This window comes from Escherichia sp. TC-EC600-tetX4 (genome assembly GCF_019356055.1).
Classification (GTDB): Bacteria; Pseudomonadota; Gammaproteobacteria; order Enterobacterales; family Enterobacteriaceae.
The window spans coordinates 2929424-2948034 of the sequence record NZ_CP079924.1 but is presented as its reverse complement, the minus strand read 5'-3'; the positions used below and the strand labels follow the sequence as shown (position 1 = coordinate 2948034).

Annotated in this window: 13 protein-coding genes; 10 read left to right on the top strand and 3 right to left on the bottom strand. The window is 50.9% G+C overall.

Annotation, left to right across the window (positions count from 1 at the left end):
- Nucleotides 1-36: 36 nt before the first annotated feature.
- Entirely contained in the window at nt 37-1002 is a 966-nt protein-coding gene (trxB, locus tag KXD89_RS14345) for a thioredoxin-disulfide reductase (protein ID WP_000537418.1), read from the bottom strand.
- A 544-nt stretch (nt 1003-1546) separates the two neighbouring features.
- On the opposite strand from trxB, the gene lrp reads away from it, so the two are divergent.
- From lrp to dmsC, 8 genes are all read left to right on the top strand, one after another.
- Nucleotides 1547-2041 (top strand): leucine-responsive transcriptional regulator Lrp, encoded by a 495-nt coding sequence (gene lrp, locus KXD89_RS14340; protein ID WP_000228473.1) that lies wholly within the window; start codon nt 1547-1549, stop codon nt 2039-2041.
- Between the two features lie 134 nt (nt 2042-2175).
- On the top strand, nt 2176-6165 hold the full coding sequence (ftsK, locus tag KXD89_RS14335) for a DNA translocase FtsK (RefSeq protein WP_000076967.1): 3990 nt from the start codon (nt 2176-2178) through the stop codon (nt 6163-6165).
- Nucleotides 6166-6323: 158 nt separating this feature from the next.
- Complete coding sequence (gene lolA, locus KXD89_RS14330; protein WP_001295343.1) at nt 6324-6935, top strand: outer membrane lipoprotein chaperone LolA; 612 nt, start codon at nt 6324-6326, stop codon at nt 6933-6935.
- A gap of 10 nt (nt 6936-6945) precedes the next feature.
- Nucleotides 6946-8289 carry a replication-associated recombination protein RarA gene (gene rarA, locus KXD89_RS14325; RefSeq protein ID WP_000067755.1) on the top strand — a complete coding sequence of 448 codons (1344 nt, stop codon included), beginning with the start codon at nt 6946-6948 and terminating at the stop codon, nt 8287-8289.
- 90 nt (nt 8290-8379) lie between these two features.
- Nucleotides 8380-9672: a serine--tRNA ligase gene (gene serS / locus KXD89_RS14320; RefSeq protein WP_000886683.1), complete on the top strand. Its 1293-nt coding sequence runs from the start codon at nt 8380-8382 to the stop codon at nt 9670-9672.
- A 238-nt stretch (nt 9673-9910) separates the two neighbouring features.
- Nucleotides 9911-12355, top strand: a complete 2445-nt coding sequence (gene dmsA / locus KXD89_RS14315; protein WP_000850303.1) for a dimethylsulfoxide reductase subunit A — start codon at nt 9911-9913, stop codon at nt 12353-12355.
- Nucleotides 12356-12365: 10 nt separating this feature from the next.
- Nucleotides 12366-12983: a dimethylsulfoxide reductase iron-sulfur subunit DmsB gene (dmsB, locus tag KXD89_RS14310; RefSeq protein ID WP_000213098.1), complete on the top strand. Its 618-nt coding sequence runs from the start codon at nt 12366-12368 to the stop codon at nt 12981-12983.
- Nucleotide 12984: 1 nt separating this feature from the next.
- Entirely contained in the window at nt 12985-13848 is an 864-nt protein-coding gene (gene dmsC / locus KXD89_RS14305) for a dimethyl sulfoxide reductase anchor subunit DmsC (RefSeq protein ID WP_000534637.1), read from the top strand.
- A 34-nt stretch (nt 13849-13882) separates the two neighbouring features.
- Here dmsC and ycaC read toward each other — a convergent pair whose 3' ends face one another.
- Nucleotides 13883-14509, bottom strand: a complete 627-nt coding sequence (ycaC, locus tag KXD89_RS14300; RefSeq protein ID WP_000165879.1) for an isochorismate family cysteine hydrolase YcaC — start codon at nt 14507-14509, stop codon at nt 13883-13885.
- 313 nt (nt 14510-14822) lie between these two features.
- On the opposite strand from ycaC, the gene KXD89_RS14295 reads away from it, so the two are divergent.
- Nucleotides 14823-15971 (top strand): MFS transporter, encoded by a 1149-nt coding sequence (locus KXD89_RS14295; protein WP_000109259.1) that lies wholly within the window; start codon nt 14823-14825, stop codon nt 15969-15971.
- Between the two features lie 209 nt (nt 15972-16180).
- Nucleotides 16181-17611, top strand: a complete 1431-nt coding sequence (locus tag KXD89_RS14290; protein WP_000918506.1) for an APC family permease — start codon at nt 16181-16183, stop codon at nt 17609-17611.
- Here KXD89_RS14290 and KXD89_RS14285 read toward each other — a convergent pair whose 3' ends face one another.
- On the bottom strand, nt 17612-18520 hold the full coding sequence (locus KXD89_RS14285) for a LysR family transcriptional regulator (RefSeq protein WP_001242684.1): 909 nt from the start codon (nt 18518-18520) through the stop codon (nt 17612-17614). It lies immediately after the preceding gene.
- Between the last annotated feature and the right edge of the window lie 91 nt (nt 18521-18611).

Here is an 18611-nt window from a genome sequence, read left to right as displayed (position 1 = left end):
TGTCGCCTTCTTTACTTTTGTTACTGATTTGTAAAATTATTTTGCGTCAGCTAAACCATCGAGGTAGCGTTCCGCATCAAGTGCTGCCATGCAGCCTGTACCGGCCGAAGTAATGGCCTGGCGATAAATGTGATCCATCACGTCGCCTGCGGCAAAGACGCCAGGAATGCTGGTCTGGGTGGCATTACCATGAATACCCGACTGTACTTTGATGTAGCCGTTTTCCAGTTCCAGCTGCCCTTCGAAAATCGCAGTATTCGGGCTGTGACCGATAGCAACAAACAGACCGGCAACGTCGAGTGACTCGATGTTATCGCTGTTTTGCGTATCGCGCAGACGAACGCCAGTGACACCCATTTGATCGCCGGTCACTTCTTCCAGCGTACGGTTGGTGTGCAGAATGATGTTGCCGTTCTCCACTTTATCCATCAGGCGCTTAATGAGGATTTTTTCCGCGCGGAAACCGTCACGGCGGTGAATCAGATGCACTTCCGAAGCGATGTTAGACAGATACAGCGCCTCTTCAACCGCGGTATTGCCGCCGCCGATGACCGCAACTTTCTGGTTGCGATAGAAGAAACCGTCGCAGGTTGCACAAGCAGAAACCCCACGGCCTTTAAAGGCTTCTTCAGAGGGCAGGCCGAGATAGCGTGCAGAAGCTCCGGTGGCAATAATCAGCGCGTCGCAAGTGTATTCGCCGTTATCGCCATTCAGACGGAACGGACGGTTTTGCAGATCCACCTTGTTGATATGATCAAAAATGATCTCAGTTTCAAACTTGGTGGCATGTTCGTGCATGCGCTCCATTAATAACGGACCGGTCAGATCGTTTGGATCGCCAGGCCAGTTTTCCACTTCCGTGGTGGTGGTCAGTTGGCCGCCTTTTTCCATGCCGGTAATCAGCACAGGTTGCAGGTTGGCGCGCGCCGCGTAGACAGCAGCGGTGTATCCCGCCGGGCCTGAACCCAGGATAAGCAGTTTACTGTGTTTGGTCGTGCCCATGAGATCCCCATAGTTGTTGGCAGACAATGGGCAGGATTGTAGGGAATTTACAGACGTAAAAAAAGAGTATGACGATTTTGTTAACAATTTGTGCAATCGGCAGCATCGATAAGCAGGTCAAATTCTCCCGTCATTATCACCTCTGCTACTTAAATTTCCCGCTTTATAAGCCGATTAAATGATGAATAAACGCCCCTGTTAATGAATATCTGGCATGTTGTACTAAAAATCGATGTTTTGCTTTGACAATCCCCTGGTGTTTTGCGAAAACATTCGAGGAAGAAAAAAAACAGTATTCTTATATGCGCATAACCATGCATGTAAATACCATGTTTACCGTGCTAGTGAAATCTACGTATGGCGTGGACAGACGCCATTCGTGATGTCGATAGCTGCCACAAGGCAACGGTCTTCTCACCGTAGACCCAGGCATTGCGCGCCGTGAATCTTCATGATTTCGGTCTATCGTGACGGGTAGCGACTCTGAACAGTGATGTTTCAGGGTCAGACAGGAGTAGGGAAGGAATACAGAGAGACAATAATAATGGTAGATAGCAAGAAGCGCCCTGGCAAAGATCTCGACCGTATCGATCGTAACATTCTTAATGAGTTGCAAAAGGATGGGCGTATTTCTAACGTCGAGCTTTCTAAACGTGTGGGACTTTCCCCAACGCCGTGCCTTGAGCGTGTGCGTCGGCTGGAAAGACAAGGGTTTATTCAGGGCTATACGGCGCTGCTTAACCCCCATTATCTGGATGCATCACTTCTGGTATTCGTTGAGATTACTCTGAATCGTGGCGCACCGGATGTGTTTGAACAATTCAATACCGCTGTACAAAAACTTGAAGAAATTCAGGAGTGTCATTTAGTATCCGGTGATTTCGACTACCTGTTGAAAACACGCGTGCCGGATATGTCAGCCTACCGTAAGTTGCTGGGGGAAACCCTGCTGCGTCTGCCTGGCGTCAATGACACACGGACATACGTTGTTATGGAAGAAGTCAAGCAGAGTAATCGTCTGGTTATTAAGACGCGCTAACACGGAACAGGTGCAAAATCGGCGTATTTTGATTACACTCCTGTTAATCCATACAGCAACAGTACTGGGGTAACCTGGTACTGTTGTCCGTTTTAGCATCGGGCAGGAAAAGCCTGTAACCTGGAGAGCCTTTCTTGAGCCAGGAATACATTGAAGACAAAGAAGTCACATTGACAAAGTTAAGTAGCGGCCGCCGCCTTCTGGAGGCGTTGCTGATCCTTATTGTCCTGTTTGCCGTCTGGTTGATGGCTGCCTTACTAAGCTTTAACCCTTCGGACCCCAGCTGGTCGCAAACGGCCTGGCATGAACCTATCCATAATTTAGGTGGGATGCCCGGTGCGTGGTTGGCAGATACGCTGTTCTTTATTTTTGGCGTGATGGCTTACACCATTCCCGTCATTATTGTCGGCGGTTGTTGGTTTGCCTGGCGTCATCAGTCCAGCGACGAATACATTGATTATTTTGCCGTTTCGCTACGCATCATTGGCGTTTTGGCGCTCATCCTTACCTCCTGTGGTCTGGCGGCAATCAACGCTGACGATATCTGGTATTTTGCCTCCGGTGGCGTCATTGGCAGCTTACTAAGCACTACGCTACAACCACTGCTACACAGTAGCGGGGGAACTATTGCGCTGCTCTGCGTTTGGGCAGCGGGCCTGACGTTGTTCACCGGTTGGTCATGGGTGACCATTGCTGAAAAACTCGGCGGCTGGATTTTAAACATTCTCACCTTCGCCAGTAATCGTACCCGTCGCGATGATACCTGGGTCGATGAAGATGAGTATGAAGACGACGAAGAGTATGAAGATGAAAATCACGGCAAACAGCATGAATCACGCCGTGCCCGTATTCTTCGCGGCGCGCTAGCGCGTCGTAAACGGTTGGCGGAAAAATTCATTAATCCGATGGGGCGGCAAACAGACGCTGCGTTGTTCTCCGGTAAGCGGATGGATGATGACGAAGAGATTACCTACACTGCACGCGGTGTGGCTGCCGACCCGGACGACGTCCTATTTTCGGGCAATCGTGCAACGCAGCCAGAATATGACGAATACGATCCATTATTAAACGGTGCGCCAATTACCGAACCTGTCGCTGTAGCAGCTGCTGCTACCACGGCGACACAAAGCTGGGCTGCGCCGGTTGAACCTGTGACTCAGACGCCGCCTGTTGCCTCTGTTGATGTTCCACCTGCGCAACCTACAGTAGCCTGGCAGCCTGTACCGGGTCCACAAACGGGAGAGCCGGTTATTGCTCCTGCACCGGAAGGTTACCCACAGCAGTCACAATATGCGCAGCCTGCAGTGCAATATAATGAGCCGCTGCAACAACCAGTACAGCCGCAGCAGCCGTATTATGCACCTGCAGCTGAACAACCTGCGCAACAGCCGTATTATGCCCCTGCGCCAGAACAACCGGTGGCAGGTAACGCCTGGCAAGCCGAAGAGCAGCAATCCACTTTTGCTCCACAGTCTACATACCAGACTGAGCAAACTTATCAGCAGCCAGCCGCTCAGGAGCCGTTGTACCAACAGCCGCAACCCGTTGAACAGCAGCCTGTTGTGGAGCCTGAACCCGTTGTAGAAGAGACAAAACCCGCGCGTCCGCCGCTTTACTACTTTGAAGAAGTTGAAGAGAAGCGAGCCCGTGAACGTGAACAACTTGCGGCCTGGTATCAACCGATTCCAGAACCGGTTAAAGAACCAGAACCGATCAAATCTTCGCTGAAAGCACCTTCTGTTGCAGCAGTACCTCCAGTAGAAGCCGCTGCCGCTGTTTCCCCGCTGGCATCTGGCGTGAAAAAAGCGACACTGGCGACGGGGGCTGCCGCAACCGTTGCCGCGCCAGTCTTCAGTCTGGCAAATAGCGGTGGACCGCGTCCTCAGGTCAAAGAGGGGATTGGTCCGCAGTTGCCACGACCGAAACGTATCCGCGTGCCAACTCGTCGTGAACTGGCGTCTTACGGTATTAAGCTGCCCTCACAGCGTGCGGCGGAAGAAAAAGCCCGTGAAGCCCAGCGCAATCAGTACGATTCTGGCGATCAGTACAACGATGATGAAATCGATGCGATGCAGCAGGATGAACTGGCACGTCAGTTCGCCCAGACACAGCAGCAACGCTATGGCGAACAGTATCAACATGATGTGCCCGTAAACGCAGAAGATGCAGATGCTGCGGCAGAGGCTGAACTGGCTCGTCAGTTTGCGCAAACTCAACAACAACGTTATTCCGGCGAACAACCGGCTGGGGCGAATCCGTTCTCGCTGGATGATTTTGAATTTTCGCCAATGAAAGCGTTGCTGGATGATGGTCCACACGAACCGTTGTTTACGCCAATTGTTGAACCTGTACAGCAGCCGCAACAACCGGTTGCACCGCAGCAGCAATATCAGCAGCCGCAACAACCAGTTCCGCCGCAGCCGCAGTATCAGCAGCCACAACAGCCGGTTGCGCCGCAGCCACAATATCAGCAGCCGCAACAACCGGTTGCGCCACAGCAGCAATATCAGCAGCCGCAACAACCGGTTGCGCCGCAGCAGCAGTATCAGCAGCCACAACAGCCAGTTGCGCCACAACCGCAGGATACCCTGCTTCATCCGCTGTTGATGCGTAATGGCGACAGCCGTCCGTTGCATAAACCGACGACGCCGCTGCCTTCTCTGGATTTGCTGACACCGCCGCCGAGCGAAGTGGAGCCGGTAGATACCTTTGCGCTTGAACAAATGGCTCGCCTGGTGGAAGCGCGTCTGGCTGATTTCCGTATTAAAGCCGATGTCGTCAATTACTCTCCGGGGCCGGTTATCACTCGCTTTGAATTGAACCTGGCACCGGGCGTAAAAGCGGCGCGCATTTCTAACTTGTCACGGGACCTTGCCCGTTCACTTTCGACGGTGGCGGTGCGTGTCGTTGAAGTTATTCCTGGCAAACCCTATGTAGGTCTGGAGTTACCGAATAAAAAACGACAAACCGTTTATCTGCGCGAAGTTTTGGATAACGCCAAATTCCGCGATAATCCGTCGCCATTAACCGTGGTGCTGGGTAAAGATATCGCCGGTGAGCCGGTGGTTGCCGATCTGGCGAAAATGCCGCACTTGTTGGTTGCGGGGACTACCGGTTCCGGTAAATCTGTCGGTGTGAACGCGATGATCCTGAGCATGCTTTATAAAGCACAGCCAGAAGATGTGCGTTTCATCATGATCGACCCGAAAATGCTGGAGCTTTCGGTTTATGAAGGCATTCCGCATCTGTTAACGGAAGTCGTTACTGATATGAAAGATGCCGCCAACGCGCTGCGCTGGTGTGTTAACGAGATGGAGCGTCGGTATAAACTGATGTCTGCGCTGGGTGTGCGTAATCTGGCGGGTTATAACGAAAAAATTGCTGAAGCCGATCGCATGATGCGTCCGATTCCAGACCCGTACTGGAAGCCGGGTGACAGTATGGATGCCCAGCATCCGGTGCTGAAAAAAGAACCATACATTGTGGTGTTGGTTGACGAATTTGCCGACCTGATGATGACGGTAGGTAAAAAAGTGGAAGAGCTGATAGCACGTCTGGCGCAAAAAGCCCGTGCCGCGGGTATCCACCTCGTACTGGCAACTCAGCGTCCATCGGTTGATGTTATTACTGGTCTGATTAAAGCGAATATTCCGACCCGTATCGCCTTTACCGTATCCAGTAAGATTGACTCACGTACCATTCTTGATCAGGCTGGCGCGGAATCACTGCTGGGTATGGGGGATATGCTCTACTCTGGGCCGAACTCCACGTTGCCGGTACGTGTCCATGGTGCTTTTGTTCGCGATCAGGAAGTTCATGCCGTGGTGCAGGACTGGAAAGCGCGTGGTCGCCCACAGTATGTTGATGGCATCACCTCCGACAGCGAAAGCGAAGGTGGTGCGGGTGGTTTCGATGGCGCTGAAGAACTGGATCCGTTGTTCGATCAGGCGGTGCAGTTTGTCACTGAAAAACGCAAAGCGTCAATTTCTGGCGTACAGCGTCAGTTCCGCATTGGTTATAACCGTGCAGCGCGTATTATCGAACAGATGGAAGCGCAGGGGATTGTCAGCGAACAGGGGCACAACGGTAATCGTGAAGTGCTGGCCCCACCGCCGTTTGACTAACTAATGCATCGTATGCCGGATAAGGCGCGGTAGCGTCGCATCCGGCACTCTATCAACTGAAAATTCAGTATTTTCTTCTTTCCTCAAGCTGATTATTAGCCTGGAATAGAGAGTAGAGGGAACTCCCGATCGGGAGTGACGTAATTTGAGGAATAATGATGAAAAAAATTGCCATCACCTGTGCATTACTCTCAAGCTTAGTAGCAAGCAGCGTTTGGGCTGATGCCGCAAGCGATCTGAAAAGCCGCCTGGATAAAGTCAGCAGCTTCCACGCCAGCTTCACACAAAAAGTGACTGACGGTAGCGGCGCGGCGGTGCAGGAAGGTCAGGGCGATCTGTGGGTGAAACGTCCAAACTTATTCAACTGGCATATGACACAACCTGATGAAAGCATTCTGGTTTCTGACGGTAAAACACTGTGGTTCTATAACCCGTTCGTTGAGCAAGCTACGGCAACCTGGCTGAAAGATGCCACCGGTAATACGCCGTTTATGCTGATTGCCCGCAACCAGTCCAGCGACTGGCAGCAGTACAATATCAAACAGAATGGCGATGACTTTGTCCTGACGCCGAAAGCCAGCAATGGCAATCTGAAGCAGTTCACCATTAACGTGGGACGTGATGGCACAATCCATCAGTTTAGCGCGGTGGAGCAGGACGATCAGCGCAGCAGTTATCAACTGAAATCCCAGCAAAATGGGGCTGTGGATGCAGCGAAATTTACCTTCACCCCGCCGCAAGGCGTCACGGTAGATGATCAACGTAAGTAGAGGCACCTGAGTGAGCAATCTGTCGCTCGATTTTTCGGATAATACTTTTCAACCTCTGGCCGCGCGTATGCGGCCAGAAAATTTAGCACAGTATATCGGCCAGCAACATTTGCTGGCTGCGGGGAAGCCGTTGCCGCGCGCTATCGAAGCCGGGCATTTACATTCTATGATCCTCTGGGGGCCGCCGGGTACCGGCAAAACAACTCTCGCTGAAGTGATTGCCCGCTATGCGAACGCTGATGTGGAACGTATTTCTGCCGTCACCTCTGGCGTGAAAGAGATTCGCGAGGCGATCGAGCGCGCCCGGCAAAACCGCAATGCAGGTCGCCGCACTATTCTTTTTGTTGACGAAGTTCACCGTTTCAACAAAAGCCAGCAGGATGCATTTCTGCCACATATTGAAGACGGCACCATCACTTTTATTGGCGCAACCACTGAAAACCCGTCGTTTGAGCTTAATTCGGCACTGCTTTCCCGTGCCCGTGTCTATCTGTTGAAATCCCTGAGTACAGAGGATATTGAGCAAGTACTAACTCAGGCGATGGAAGACAAAACCCGTGGCTATGGTGGTCAGGATATTGTTCTGCCAGATGAAACACGACGCGCCATTGCTGAACTGGTGAATGGCGACGCGCGCCGGGCGTTAAATACGCTGGAAATGATGGCGGATATGGCCGAAGTCGATGATAGCGGTAAGCGGGTCCTGAAGCCTGAATTACTGACCGAAATCGCCGGTGAACGTAGCGCCCGCTTTGATAACAAAGGCGATCGCTTTTACGATCTGATTTCCGCACTGCATAAGTCGGTACGTGGTAGCGCACCCGATGCGGCGCTGTACTGGTATGCGCGAATTATTACCGCTGGTGGCGATCCGTTATATGTCGCGCGTCGCTGTCTGGCGATTGCGTCTGAAGACGTCGGTAATGCCGATCCACGGGCGATGCAGGTGGCAATTGCGGCCTGGGATTGCTTTACTCGCGTTGGCCCGGCGGAAGGTGAACGCGCCATTGCTCAGGCGATTGTTTACCTGGCCTGCGCGCCAAAAAGCAACGCTGTCTACACTGCGTTTAAAGCCGCGCTGGCCGATGCTCGCGAACGCCCGGATTATGACGTGCCGGTTCATTTGCGTAATGCGCCGACGAAATTAATGAAGGAAATGGGCTACGGGCAGGAATATCGTTACGCTCATGATGAAGCAAACGCTTATGCTGCCGGTGAGGTTTACTTCCCGCCGGAAATAGCACAAACACGCTATTATTTCCCGACAAACAGGGGCCTTGAAGGCAAGATTGGCGAAAAGCTCGCCTGGCTGGCTGAACAGGATCAAAATAGCCCCATAAAACGCTACCGTTAATGTTATCGTTGCGGTAATGTTGTTACTGTATCCCTGTGGTCGCAGGCTGTGGCCACATCTCCCATTTAATTCGATAAGCACAGGATAAGCATGCTCGATCCCAATCTGCTGCGTAATGAGCCAGACGCAGTCGCTGAAAAACTGGCACGCCGGGGCTTTAAGCTGGATGTAGATAAGCTGGGCGCTCTTGAAGAGCGTCGTAAAGTATTGCAGGTCAAAACGGAAAACCTGCAAGCGGAGCGTAACTCCCGATCGAAATCCATTGGCCAGGCGAAAGCGCGCGGGGAAGATATCGAGCCTTTACGTCTGGAAGTGAACAAACTGGGCGAAGAGCTGGATGCAGCAAAAGCCGAGCTGGATGCTTTACAGGCTGAAATTCGCGATATCGCGCTGACCATCCCTAACCTGCCTGCAGATGAAGTGCCGGTAGGTAAAGACGAAAATGACAACGTTGAAGTCAGCCGCTGGGGTACCCCGCGTGAGTTTGACTTTGAAGTTCGTGACCACGTGACGCTGGGTGAAATGCACTCTGGCCTCGACTTTGCAGCTGCAGTTAAGCTGACTGGTTCCCGCTTTGTGGTAATGAAAGGGCAGATTGCTCGCATGCACCGCGCACTGTCGCAGTTTATGCTGGATCTGCATACCGAACAGCATGGCTACAGTGAGAACTATGTTCCGTACCTGGTTAACCAGGACACGCTGTACGGTACGGGTCAACTGCCGAAATTTGCTGGCGATCTGTTCCATACTCGTCCGCTGGAAGAAGAAGCAGACACCAGTAACTATGCGCTGATCCCAACGGCAGAAGTTCCGCTGACTAACCTGGTGCGCGGTGAAATCATCGATGAAGATGATCTGCCAATTAAGATGACCGCCCACACCCCATGCTTCCGTTCTGAAGCCGGTTCATATGGTCGTGACACCCGTGGTCTGATCCGTATGCACCAGTTCGACAAAGTTGAAATGGTGCAGATCGTGCGCCCAGAAGACTCAATGGCGGCGCTGGAAGAGATGACTGGTCATGCAGAAAAAGTCCTGCAGTTGCTGGGCCTGCCGTACCGTAAAATCATCCTTTGCACTGGCGACATGGGCTTTGGCGCTTGCAAAACTTACGACCTGGAAGTATGGATCCCGGCACAGAACACCTACCGTGAGATCTCTTCCTGCTCCAACGTTTGGGATTTCCAGGCACGTCGTATGCAGGCACGTTGCCGCAGCAAGTCGGACAAGAAAACCCGTCTGGTTCATACCCTGAACGGTTCTGGTCTGGCTGTTGGTCGTACGCTGGTTGCAGTAATGGAAAACTATCAGCAGGCTGATGGTCGTATTGAAGTACCAGAAGTTCTGCGTCCGTATATGAACGGACTGGAATATATTGGCTAATACCCAATTTTTCTGAATCTAAAAAGCGCCTGCGGGCGCTTTTTTTGTCTCCCTTTGATACCGAACAATAATTACTCCTCACTTACACGTAATACTACTTTCGAGTGAAAATCTACCTATCTCTTTGATTTTCAAATTATTCGATGTATACAAGCCTATATAGCGAACTGCTATAGAAATAATTACACAATACGGTTTGTTACTGGAATCAATCGTGAGCAAGCTTGAGTGAGCCATTATGAAAACGAAAATCCCTGATGCGGTATTGGCTGCTGAGGTGAGTCGCCGTGGTTTGGTAAAAACGACAGCGATCGGCGGCCTGGCAATGGCCAGCAGCGCATTAACATTACCTTTTAGTCGGATTGCGCACGCTGTCGATAGCGCCATTCCAACAAAATCAGACGAAAAGGTTATCTGGAGCGCCTGTACAGTTAACTGTGGTAGTCGCTGCCCGCTACGTATGCACGTCGTGGACGGTGAAATCAAATATGTCGAAACGGACAATACCGGCGATGACAATTACGACGGCCTGCACCAGGTTCGCGCCTGCCTGCGTGGGCGTTCCATGCGTCGCCGTGTCTACAATCCGGACCGCCTGAAATATCCGATGAAACGAGTCGGGGCGCGCGGTGAAGGCAAATTCGAGCGCATTAGCTGGGAAGAAGCCTACGACATCATCGCGACCAATATGCAGCGCCTGATCAAAGAGTACGGCAACGAGTCTATCTATCTGAACTATGGCACCGGTACGCTGGGCGGCACCATGACCCGCTCCTGGCCGCCGGGAAATACCCTGGTCGCGCGGCTGATGAACTGCTGCGGCGGCTATCTGAACCATTACGGCGACTACTCCTCCGCGCAAATTGCGGAAGGTTTGAACTATACCTACGGCGGCTGGGCAGATGGCAACAGCCCGTCGGATATCGAAAACAGTAAGCTGGTAGTGCTGTTTGGTAATAACCCTGGCGAAACGCGAATGAGTGGCGGTGGGGTGACTTACTATCTTGAACAGGCACGCCAGAAATCTAATGCCCGCATGATCATCATCGATCCGCGCTATACCGACACCGGTGCCGGGCGCGAAGATGAGTGGATCCCTATTCGTCCGGGAACAGATGCCGCACTGGTTAACGGTCTGGCGTACGTCATGATCACTGAAAACCTGGTGGATCAGGCATTCCTCGATAAATATTGCGTTGGCTACGATGAGAAAACCCTGCCAGCCAGTGCGCCGAAAAATGGCCACTATAAAGCTTATATTCTGGGTGAAGGGCCAGATGGCGTGGCTAAAACGCCGGAATGGGCCTCGCAAATCACTGGTGTTCCGGCAGACAAAATCATCAAATTGGCTCGTGAAATCGGTAGTACCAAACCGGCGTTTATCAGCCAGGGATGGGGCCCGCAGCGTCACGCTAACGGTGAAATCGCAACCCGTGCTATCTCGATGCTGGCGATTCTGACCGGTAACGTTGGTATTAACGGAGGCAACAGCGGCGCGCGTGAAGGTTCATACAGCTTACCGTTTGTCCGTATGCCGACCTTGGAAAACCCGATCCAGACCAGCATTTCGATGTTTATGTGGACCGATGCCATTGAACGTGGCCCGGAAATGACGGCGCTGCGTGATGGTGTACGCGGGAAAGATAAGCTGGATGTGCCGATCAAAATGATCTGGAACTATGCCGGTAACTGCCTGATTAACCAGCATTCTGAAATCAACCGTACCCATGAAATCCTTCAGGATGATAAGAAGTGCGAGCTGATTGTGGTTATCGACTGCCACATGACCTCATCGGCGAAATATGCTGACATCCTGCTGCCTGACTGCACCGCTTCCGAACAGATGGACTTTGCGCTGGATGCATCCTGCGGGAATATGTCTTACGTGATTTTCAACGATCAGGTGATTAAACCGCGCTTTGAATGTAAGACCATCTATGAAATGACCAGCGAACTGGCAAAACGTCTTGGCGTTGAGCAACAGTTTACTGAAGGCCGTACCCAGGAAGAGTGGATGCGGCATCTGTATGCCCAGTCGCGGGAAGCGATTCCTGAACTGCCAACGTTTGAAGAGTTCCGCAAGCAGGGGATCTTTAAAAAGCGCGACCCACAAGGGCATCACGTTGCTTATAAAGCCTTCCGTGAAGATCCGCAGGCAAACCCACTGACTACGCCATCGGGCAAAATTGAGATTTATTCGCAGGCGCTGGCTGACATTGCCGCTACCTGGGAATTGCCTGAAGGCGATGTGATCGATCCACTGCCGATCTACACGCCGGGCTTTGAAAGTTATCAGGATCCGCTGAACAAACAGTATCCGCTGCAGCTTACAGGTTTCCACTATAAATCTCGCGTTCACTCAACTTACGGCAACGTTGATGTGCTGAAAGCGGCTTGCCGTCAGGAAATGTGGATCAACCCGCTTGATGCCCAAAAACGCGGTATCCACAACGGCGATAAAGTCAGGATCTTTAACGATCGTGGTGAGGTTCATATTGAGGCGAAAGTGACGCCACGAATGATGCCGGGTGTGGTCGCACTGGGTGAAGGTGCCTGGTATGACCCGGATGCAAAACGTGTCGATAAGGGTGGTTGTATTAACGTACTGACCACTCAACGTCCGTCTCCTCTCGCTAAGGGGAATCCGTCACATACAAACCTTGTTCAGGTTGAAAAGGTGTAAGGAGTAACCGATGACAACCCAGTATGGATTTTTTATTGATTCCAGCCGTTGCACCGGTTGCAAAACCTGCGAGCTGGCCTGTAAAGACTACAAAGATTTGACGCCAGAAGTCAGCTTCCGCCGCATTTATGAATATGCTGGCGGCGACTGGCAGGAAGATAACGGTGTCTGGCACCAGAACGTGTTTGCCTACTATCTGTCGATTTCATGTAACCACTGCGAAGATCCGGCTTGTACTAAAGTCTGCCCGAGCGGTGCGATGCATAAACGTGAAGATGGTTTTGTTGTGGTCGATGAAGATGTGTGCATTGGCTGCCGCTACTGCCATATGGCTTGCCCGTATGGCGCACCGCAATATAACGAAACGAAAGGCCATATGACCAAATGCGATGGTTGTTATGACCGTGTTGCGGAGGGTAAAAAGCCGATCTGTGTTGAATCTTGTCCGCTGCGGGCGCTGGATTTCGGCCCTATCGACGAGCTGCGTAAAAAACATGGCGATCTGGCGGCCGTTGCGCCGTTGCCGCGAGCTCACTTTACCAAACCGAATATTGTGATCAAACCCAATGCCAATAGCCGCCCGACCGGGGATACCACTGGCTATCTGGCAAACCCGAAGGAGGTGTGAGATGGGAAGTGGATGGCATGAATGGCCGCTGATGATCTTCACGGTCTTCGGGCAATGTGTAGCAGGTGGTTTTATCGTTCTGGCTTTGGCGCTGCTCAAAGGCGACCTGCGAGCAGAAGCCCAGCAGCGTGTTATCGCCTGCATGTTTGGTTTATGGGTGCTGATGGGCATTGGCTTTATCGCCTCTATGCTCCATCTTGGTTCACCAATGCGCGCTTTTAACTCGCTCAACCGGGTAGGGGCTTCAGCACTCAGTAACGAAATCGCCAGCGGTTCGATCTTTTTTGCCGTAGGCGGCATCGGCTGGTTGCTGGCAATGCTGAAAAAGCTGTCACCGGCATTGCGTACGCTGTGGCTGATAGTGACGATGGTTCTTGGCGTCATCTTTGTCTGGATGATGGTGCGTGTGTATAACAGCATTGATACCGTTCCGACCTGGTACAGCATCTGGACGCCGATGGGCTTCTTCCTGACGATGTTTATGGGCGGCCCGTTACTGGGTTACCTGTTGTTGAGTCTGGCTGGCGTCGATGGCTGGGCGATGCGTCTGCTGCCAGCAATTTCTGTACTGGCACTGGTAGTGAGTGGCGTGGTGTCAGTGATGCAGGGCGCAGAGCTGGCGACTATTCATAGTTCTGTGCAGCAGGCCGCAGCGCTGGTGCCGGACTATGGTGCGCTGATGTCCTGGCGGATCGTGCTTTTGGCCGTTGCCCTGTGCTTGTGGATTGCACCACAGCTAAAAGGTTATCAGCCTGCGGTTCCGCTACTTTCTGTATCATTCATTCTGCTTCTGGCAGGGGAATTAATCGGTCGCGGCGTATTCTATGGTTTGCATATGACCGTGGGGATGGCCGTCGCAAGCTAATCATAACAACCGGGGTTTCGGCCCCGGTTCTCTTTTATTTCTGCTTCGTTAACGTGTCATAACTGGTCATCAAATTACGATAATCAGGAATGTGGTTAGAGAACAACGTCGCCAGTCCTTCAATATCATTACGCCAGTCGCGATGCAGCTCGCACGCCACGCCGAACCATGTCATCAATTGCGCACCAGCTTGCGACAAGCGATCCCATGCCGAATGCCGGGTAATTTCATTAAAGGTCCCTGACGCGTCAGTCACGACAAAGACGTCAAACCCTTCTTCAATGGCTGAAAGCGCCGGGAATGCCACGCAAACTTCGGTTACCACACCGGCAATAATTAACTGTTTTTTACCTGTCGCTTTGACAGCTTTTACAAAATCTTCGTTATCCCAGGCGTTAATATTTCCCGGGCGAGCAATGTAAGGTGTATCGGGGAATTGTGCTTTCAGTTCTGGAACTAATGGGCCGTTAGGACCGGTTTCAAAACTGGTGGTAAGAATAGTTGGTAAGTTGAAATACTTAGCCAGGTCACCCAGCGCCAGCACGTTATTTTTAAACTTATCGGGTTCGATATCCCGTACAAGGGAAAGTAAACCAGCCTGGTGATCAACAAGCAAAACGGCAGCATCATTTTTATCAAGACGAACATACGGTTTGGTCATCCTCTTCTCCTTTCGAGAGTCAGTGGTACGTCTGAAATCGATCAGACGCGATGCATTGCTCTGAAAGCATAGACGGGAAATATGAGTTTGCTGTGACCATGAAATTTTTCGACTGAACGAAGCGTATGAAATTTGTGTTAGTTCAATAAAAACAATCAGATGAGACTAATCATCTCTTCAGCATTAGCGTTATGAATGAGTAATATAAATCGATAATACCGCCGCTGGGATATCGCGTATTTTCACCCATTGACAATGTTTTTGGCGGTGGCATGATGCGCATGAAATTTGAACTTCCTCACGGTTTTAATTCATGTCCACGTATACCCAGCCTGTCATGCTTTTGCTGTCTGGCCTGCTTTTGTTGACTCTGGCGATTGCGGTGTTAAATACACTCGTGCCGCTTTGGCTCGCCCAGGAACACATGTCCACATGGCAGGTAGGCGTTGTCAGCTCATCCTATTTTACCGGCAACCTTGTCGGTACATTGCTGACAGGGTATGTCATTAAGCGCATTGGCTTTAACCGCAGCTATTATCTGGCCTCCTTCATTTTTGCCGCTGGCTGTGCCGGCCTTGGCCTGATGATTGGATTCTGGAGTTGGTTGGCTTGGCGTTTTGTCGCGGGCGTCGGCTGTGCCATGATTTGGGTGGTTGTTGAGAGCGCGCTGATGTGCAGTGGGACGTCACGTAACCGTGGGCGTTTGCTTGCTGCGTATATGATGGTTTATTACGTGGGAACGTTTTTAGGCCAGTTACTGGTCAGCAAAGTTTCAACCGAGCTGATGTCCGTATTGCCGTGGGTTACAGGTTTGACGTTGGCAGGGATCTTACCGCTGTTGTTTACGCGTGTGCTGAATCAGCAGGCTGAAAACCATGATTCGACGTCAATTACGTCAATGCTAAAACTCCGTCAGGCGCGGCTTGGCGTGAATGGCTGCATTATCTCAGGAATCGTTCTGGGATCTCTATATGGCCTGATGCCGCTGTACCTCAATCACAAAGGGGTGAGCAATGCCAGCATTGGTTTCTGGATGGCGGTACTGGTCAGTGCGGGTATCCTTGGACAATGGCCGATTGGACGTCTGGCGGATAAGTTTGGTCGACTGCTGGTGTTGCGTGTTCAGGTCTTTGTCGTCATTCTCGGCAGTATCGCGATGCTTAGCCAGGCGGCGATGGCCCCAGCGTTATTCATCCTCGGTGCCGCTGGCTTTACGCTATATCCGGTGGCGATGGCATGGGCTTGCGAGAAAGTTGAACATCATCAACTGGTGGCGATGAACCAGGCCTTACTGTTGAGCTATACTGTGGGAAGTCTGCTTGGCCCGTCATTTACCGCTATGCTAATGCAGAATTTCTCCGATAATTTATTGTTTATCATGATCGCCAGCGTATCGTTTATCTATTTGCTGATGCTGCTGCGCAACGCCGGTCATACGCCGAAACCCGTTGCTCACGTGTAAATGAATTCAAGCAGAGTGTGAACTTACTGTTTCACACTCTGCTTTTTTGTTTCTTCTATCTGACTTGCTTTATTCCAAATTTTATTCGTTTAAAAATAAAATGTGCAGCAGGTTATAATTTTGCATTTCGCTATTTCCGCACTTCTTATTTGCCGCGCATAATCCCTCGTTTTACCGATGCCCCTTTAATTTTGGCGAAGGATTTGTCTATGGCTGGGAATGTTCAGGAAAAACAGTTGCGATGGTACAACATTGCGCTGATGTCTTTTATCACTGTCTGGGGTTTTGGCAACGTTGTTAATAACTATGCCAACCAGGGGCTGGTGGTTGTTTTTTCATGGGTGTTTATCTTTGCACTCTATTTCACACCTTATGCGCTAATTGTTGGTCAGTTAGGCTCGACCTTCAAAGATGGGAAGGGCGGGGTCAGTACCTGGATTAAACACACGATGGGACCCGGACTGGCTTATCTCGCCGCGTGGACCTACTGGGTGGTGCATATTCCCTATCTGGCACAAAAACCCCAGGCAATTCTGATTGCGCTCGGTTGGGCGATGAAAGGCGACGGTTCGCTAATCAAAGAATATTCAGTCGTAGCGTTACAGGGGTTAACGCTGGTGCTGTTTATCTTCTTTATGTGGGTTGCTTCACGCGGTATGAAATCGCTGAAAATCGTCGGTTCTGTGGCAGGGATTGCTATGTTTGTTATGTCACTCCTGTATGTGGCGATGGCGGTAACCGCGCCTGCAATTACTGAAGTGCATATTGCGACCACAAACATTACCTGGGAAACGTTCATTCCTCATATCGACTTTACCTACATTACCACTATTTCAATGCTGGTTTTCGCGGTTGGCGGAGCAGAGAAGATTTCTCCTTACGTTAATCAAACGCGCAACCCAGGAAAAGAATTTCCAAAAGGGATGTTATGCCTGGCGGTGATGGTTGCGGTTTGTGCCATTCTGGGCTCGCTGGCGATGGGGATGATGTTTGATTCGCGTAATATCCCGGATGACTTAATGACCAACGGTCAGTATTACGCCTTTCAGAAGCTGGGCGAGTATTACAACATGGGTAATACTTTAATGGTGATTTACGCCATTGCGAATACCCTGGGACAAGTAGCGGCGCTGGTATTCTCGATTGATGCCCCGCTTAAAGTGCTATTAGGTGATGCTGACAGCAAATATATTCCAGCCAGTTTATGTCGTACCAACGCTTCTGGTACGCCCGTTAATGGCTATTTTCTGACCCTGGTACTGGTGGCGATTCTGATTATGCTGCCGACTCTCGGCATTGGTGATATGAACAATCTCTATAAATGGCTGTTGAACCTTAATTCGGTAGTGATGCCGCTGCGTTATTTATGGGTATTTGTTGCATTTATTGCAGTCGTTCGCTTGGCGCAGAAATATAAACCAGAATATGTCTTTATTCGTAATAAGCCTCTGGCAATGACCGTCGGGATTTGGTGTTTTGCCTTTACCGCCTTTGCCTGTTTGACGGGGATCTTCCCGAAAATGGAAGCCTTCACTGCAGAGTGGACCTTCCAGTTGGCGCTGAATGTTGCAACGCCGTTTGTGCTGGTAGGATTAGGACTGATATTCCCGCTGCTGGCGCGTAAAGCGAATAGTAAATAATTATTGTGGTCGGTGACGCTGACTCTGGCAGATCTGACCCGTTTTTACATAATCGAGAAATGCGCGCAAGCCGCAGGACATATACTGGCGGTTTGGATAATAGATCTGGAAGCCTGGACGCTCTGTGCTCCAGTCTTCCAGTACACATTCTAAACGACCAGTATCAAGGTACTCCTTGATCTGTTCATAGAGCAGATACCCGATACCAGCACCCATCAAAACGGCCTCCAGTTCAGCATCAACATCATCCAGAATGATATTTCCTGCGACAGCAATTTCCAGCTCCTTTGCAAATTGCCAGTGGAAAGGTTTGCCGCTGGGATAACGAAAAACAACACATTGATGATTAAGCAGATCATGAGGATGGCGGGGTTTGCCATATCTTGCAAAGTACTCTGGCGTTGCTGCTACACATAATTTCACTGGCGGGCCGATCGCCACGCTGATCATATCTTTTTCGACGATGCAACTAAGTCGAACGCCAGCGTCAAAGCCCTGTTGGACGATATCGACAAGAGAGTCGTCAGTTGTGAGCTCGACTTTAATATCAGGATATTCACGTGTGAAACCAACCAGTAAAGACATTAAAAATATACGTGCAGCTACCCGGGCGGCATTGATTTTGAGCGTTCCTGTCGGTGTCAGACGAAAATCATTCATCTCATCTAACATGATCTGAATTTCGTCGAAAGCTGGGCGCAATCGTTCATAGAGATTAGAACCCGCTTCCGTTAACGATACGCTTCGGGTTGTCCGATTGAATAAGCGAATTTTAAGACGTTGTTCCAGTGTTTTAATACTATGGCTAATGGCGGACGAGGATAAGCCTAACTCATCGCCCGCTGCACGAAAGCTTTGATTACGGGCCACGGCAAAGAAAGTGGCAAAGTCAGACATATTCATCCGCATTAGTGAAAATCCTTCATTAACTCATCCTGAATCATCACGTTTACAGGATTATGCCGCCTGCGTAAAGTGCGCTCCAGAACTTAACGTGGAG

Coding starts and splice junctions, on each gene's coding strand:
- trxB (WP_000537418.1), bottom strand. CDS start 1,002: ATGGGCACGACCAAACACAGTAAACTGCTTATCCTGGGTTCAGGCCCG.
- lrp (WP_000228473.1), top strand. CDS start 1,547: ATGGTAGATAGCAAGAAGCGCCCTGGCAAAGATCTCGACCGTATCGAT.
- lolA (WP_001295343.1), top strand. CDS start 6,324: ATGAAAAAAATTGCCATCACCTGTGCATTACTCTCAAGCTTAGTAGCA.
- serS (WP_000886683.1), top strand. CDS start 8,380: ATGCTCGATCCCAATCTGCTGCGTAATGAGCCAGACGCAGTCGCTGAA.
- dmsA (WP_000850303.1), top strand. CDS start 9,911: ATGAAAACGAAAATCCCTGATGCGGTATTGGCTGCTGAGGTGAGTCGC.
- dmsB (WP_000213098.1), top strand. CDS start 12,366: ATGACAACCCAGTATGGATTTTTTATTGATTCCAGCCGTTGCACCGGT.
- dmsC (WP_000534637.1), top strand. CDS start 12,985: ATGGGAAGTGGATGGCATGAATGGCCGCTGATGATCTTCACGGTCTTC.
- ycaC (WP_000165879.1), bottom strand. CDS start 14,509: ATGACCAAACCGTATGTTCGTCTTGATAAAAATGATGCTGCCGTTTTG.
- KXD89_RS14295 (WP_000109259.1), top strand. CDS start 14,823: ATGTCCACGTATACCCAGCCTGTCATGCTTTTGCTGTCTGGCCTGCTT.
- KXD89_RS14290 (WP_000918506.1), top strand. CDS start 16,181: ATGGCTGGGAATGTTCAGGAAAAACAGTTGCGATGGTACAACATTGCG.
- KXD89_RS14285 (WP_001242684.1), bottom strand. CDS start 18,520: ATGCGGATGAATATGTCTGACTTTGCCACTTTCTTTGCCGTGGCCCGT.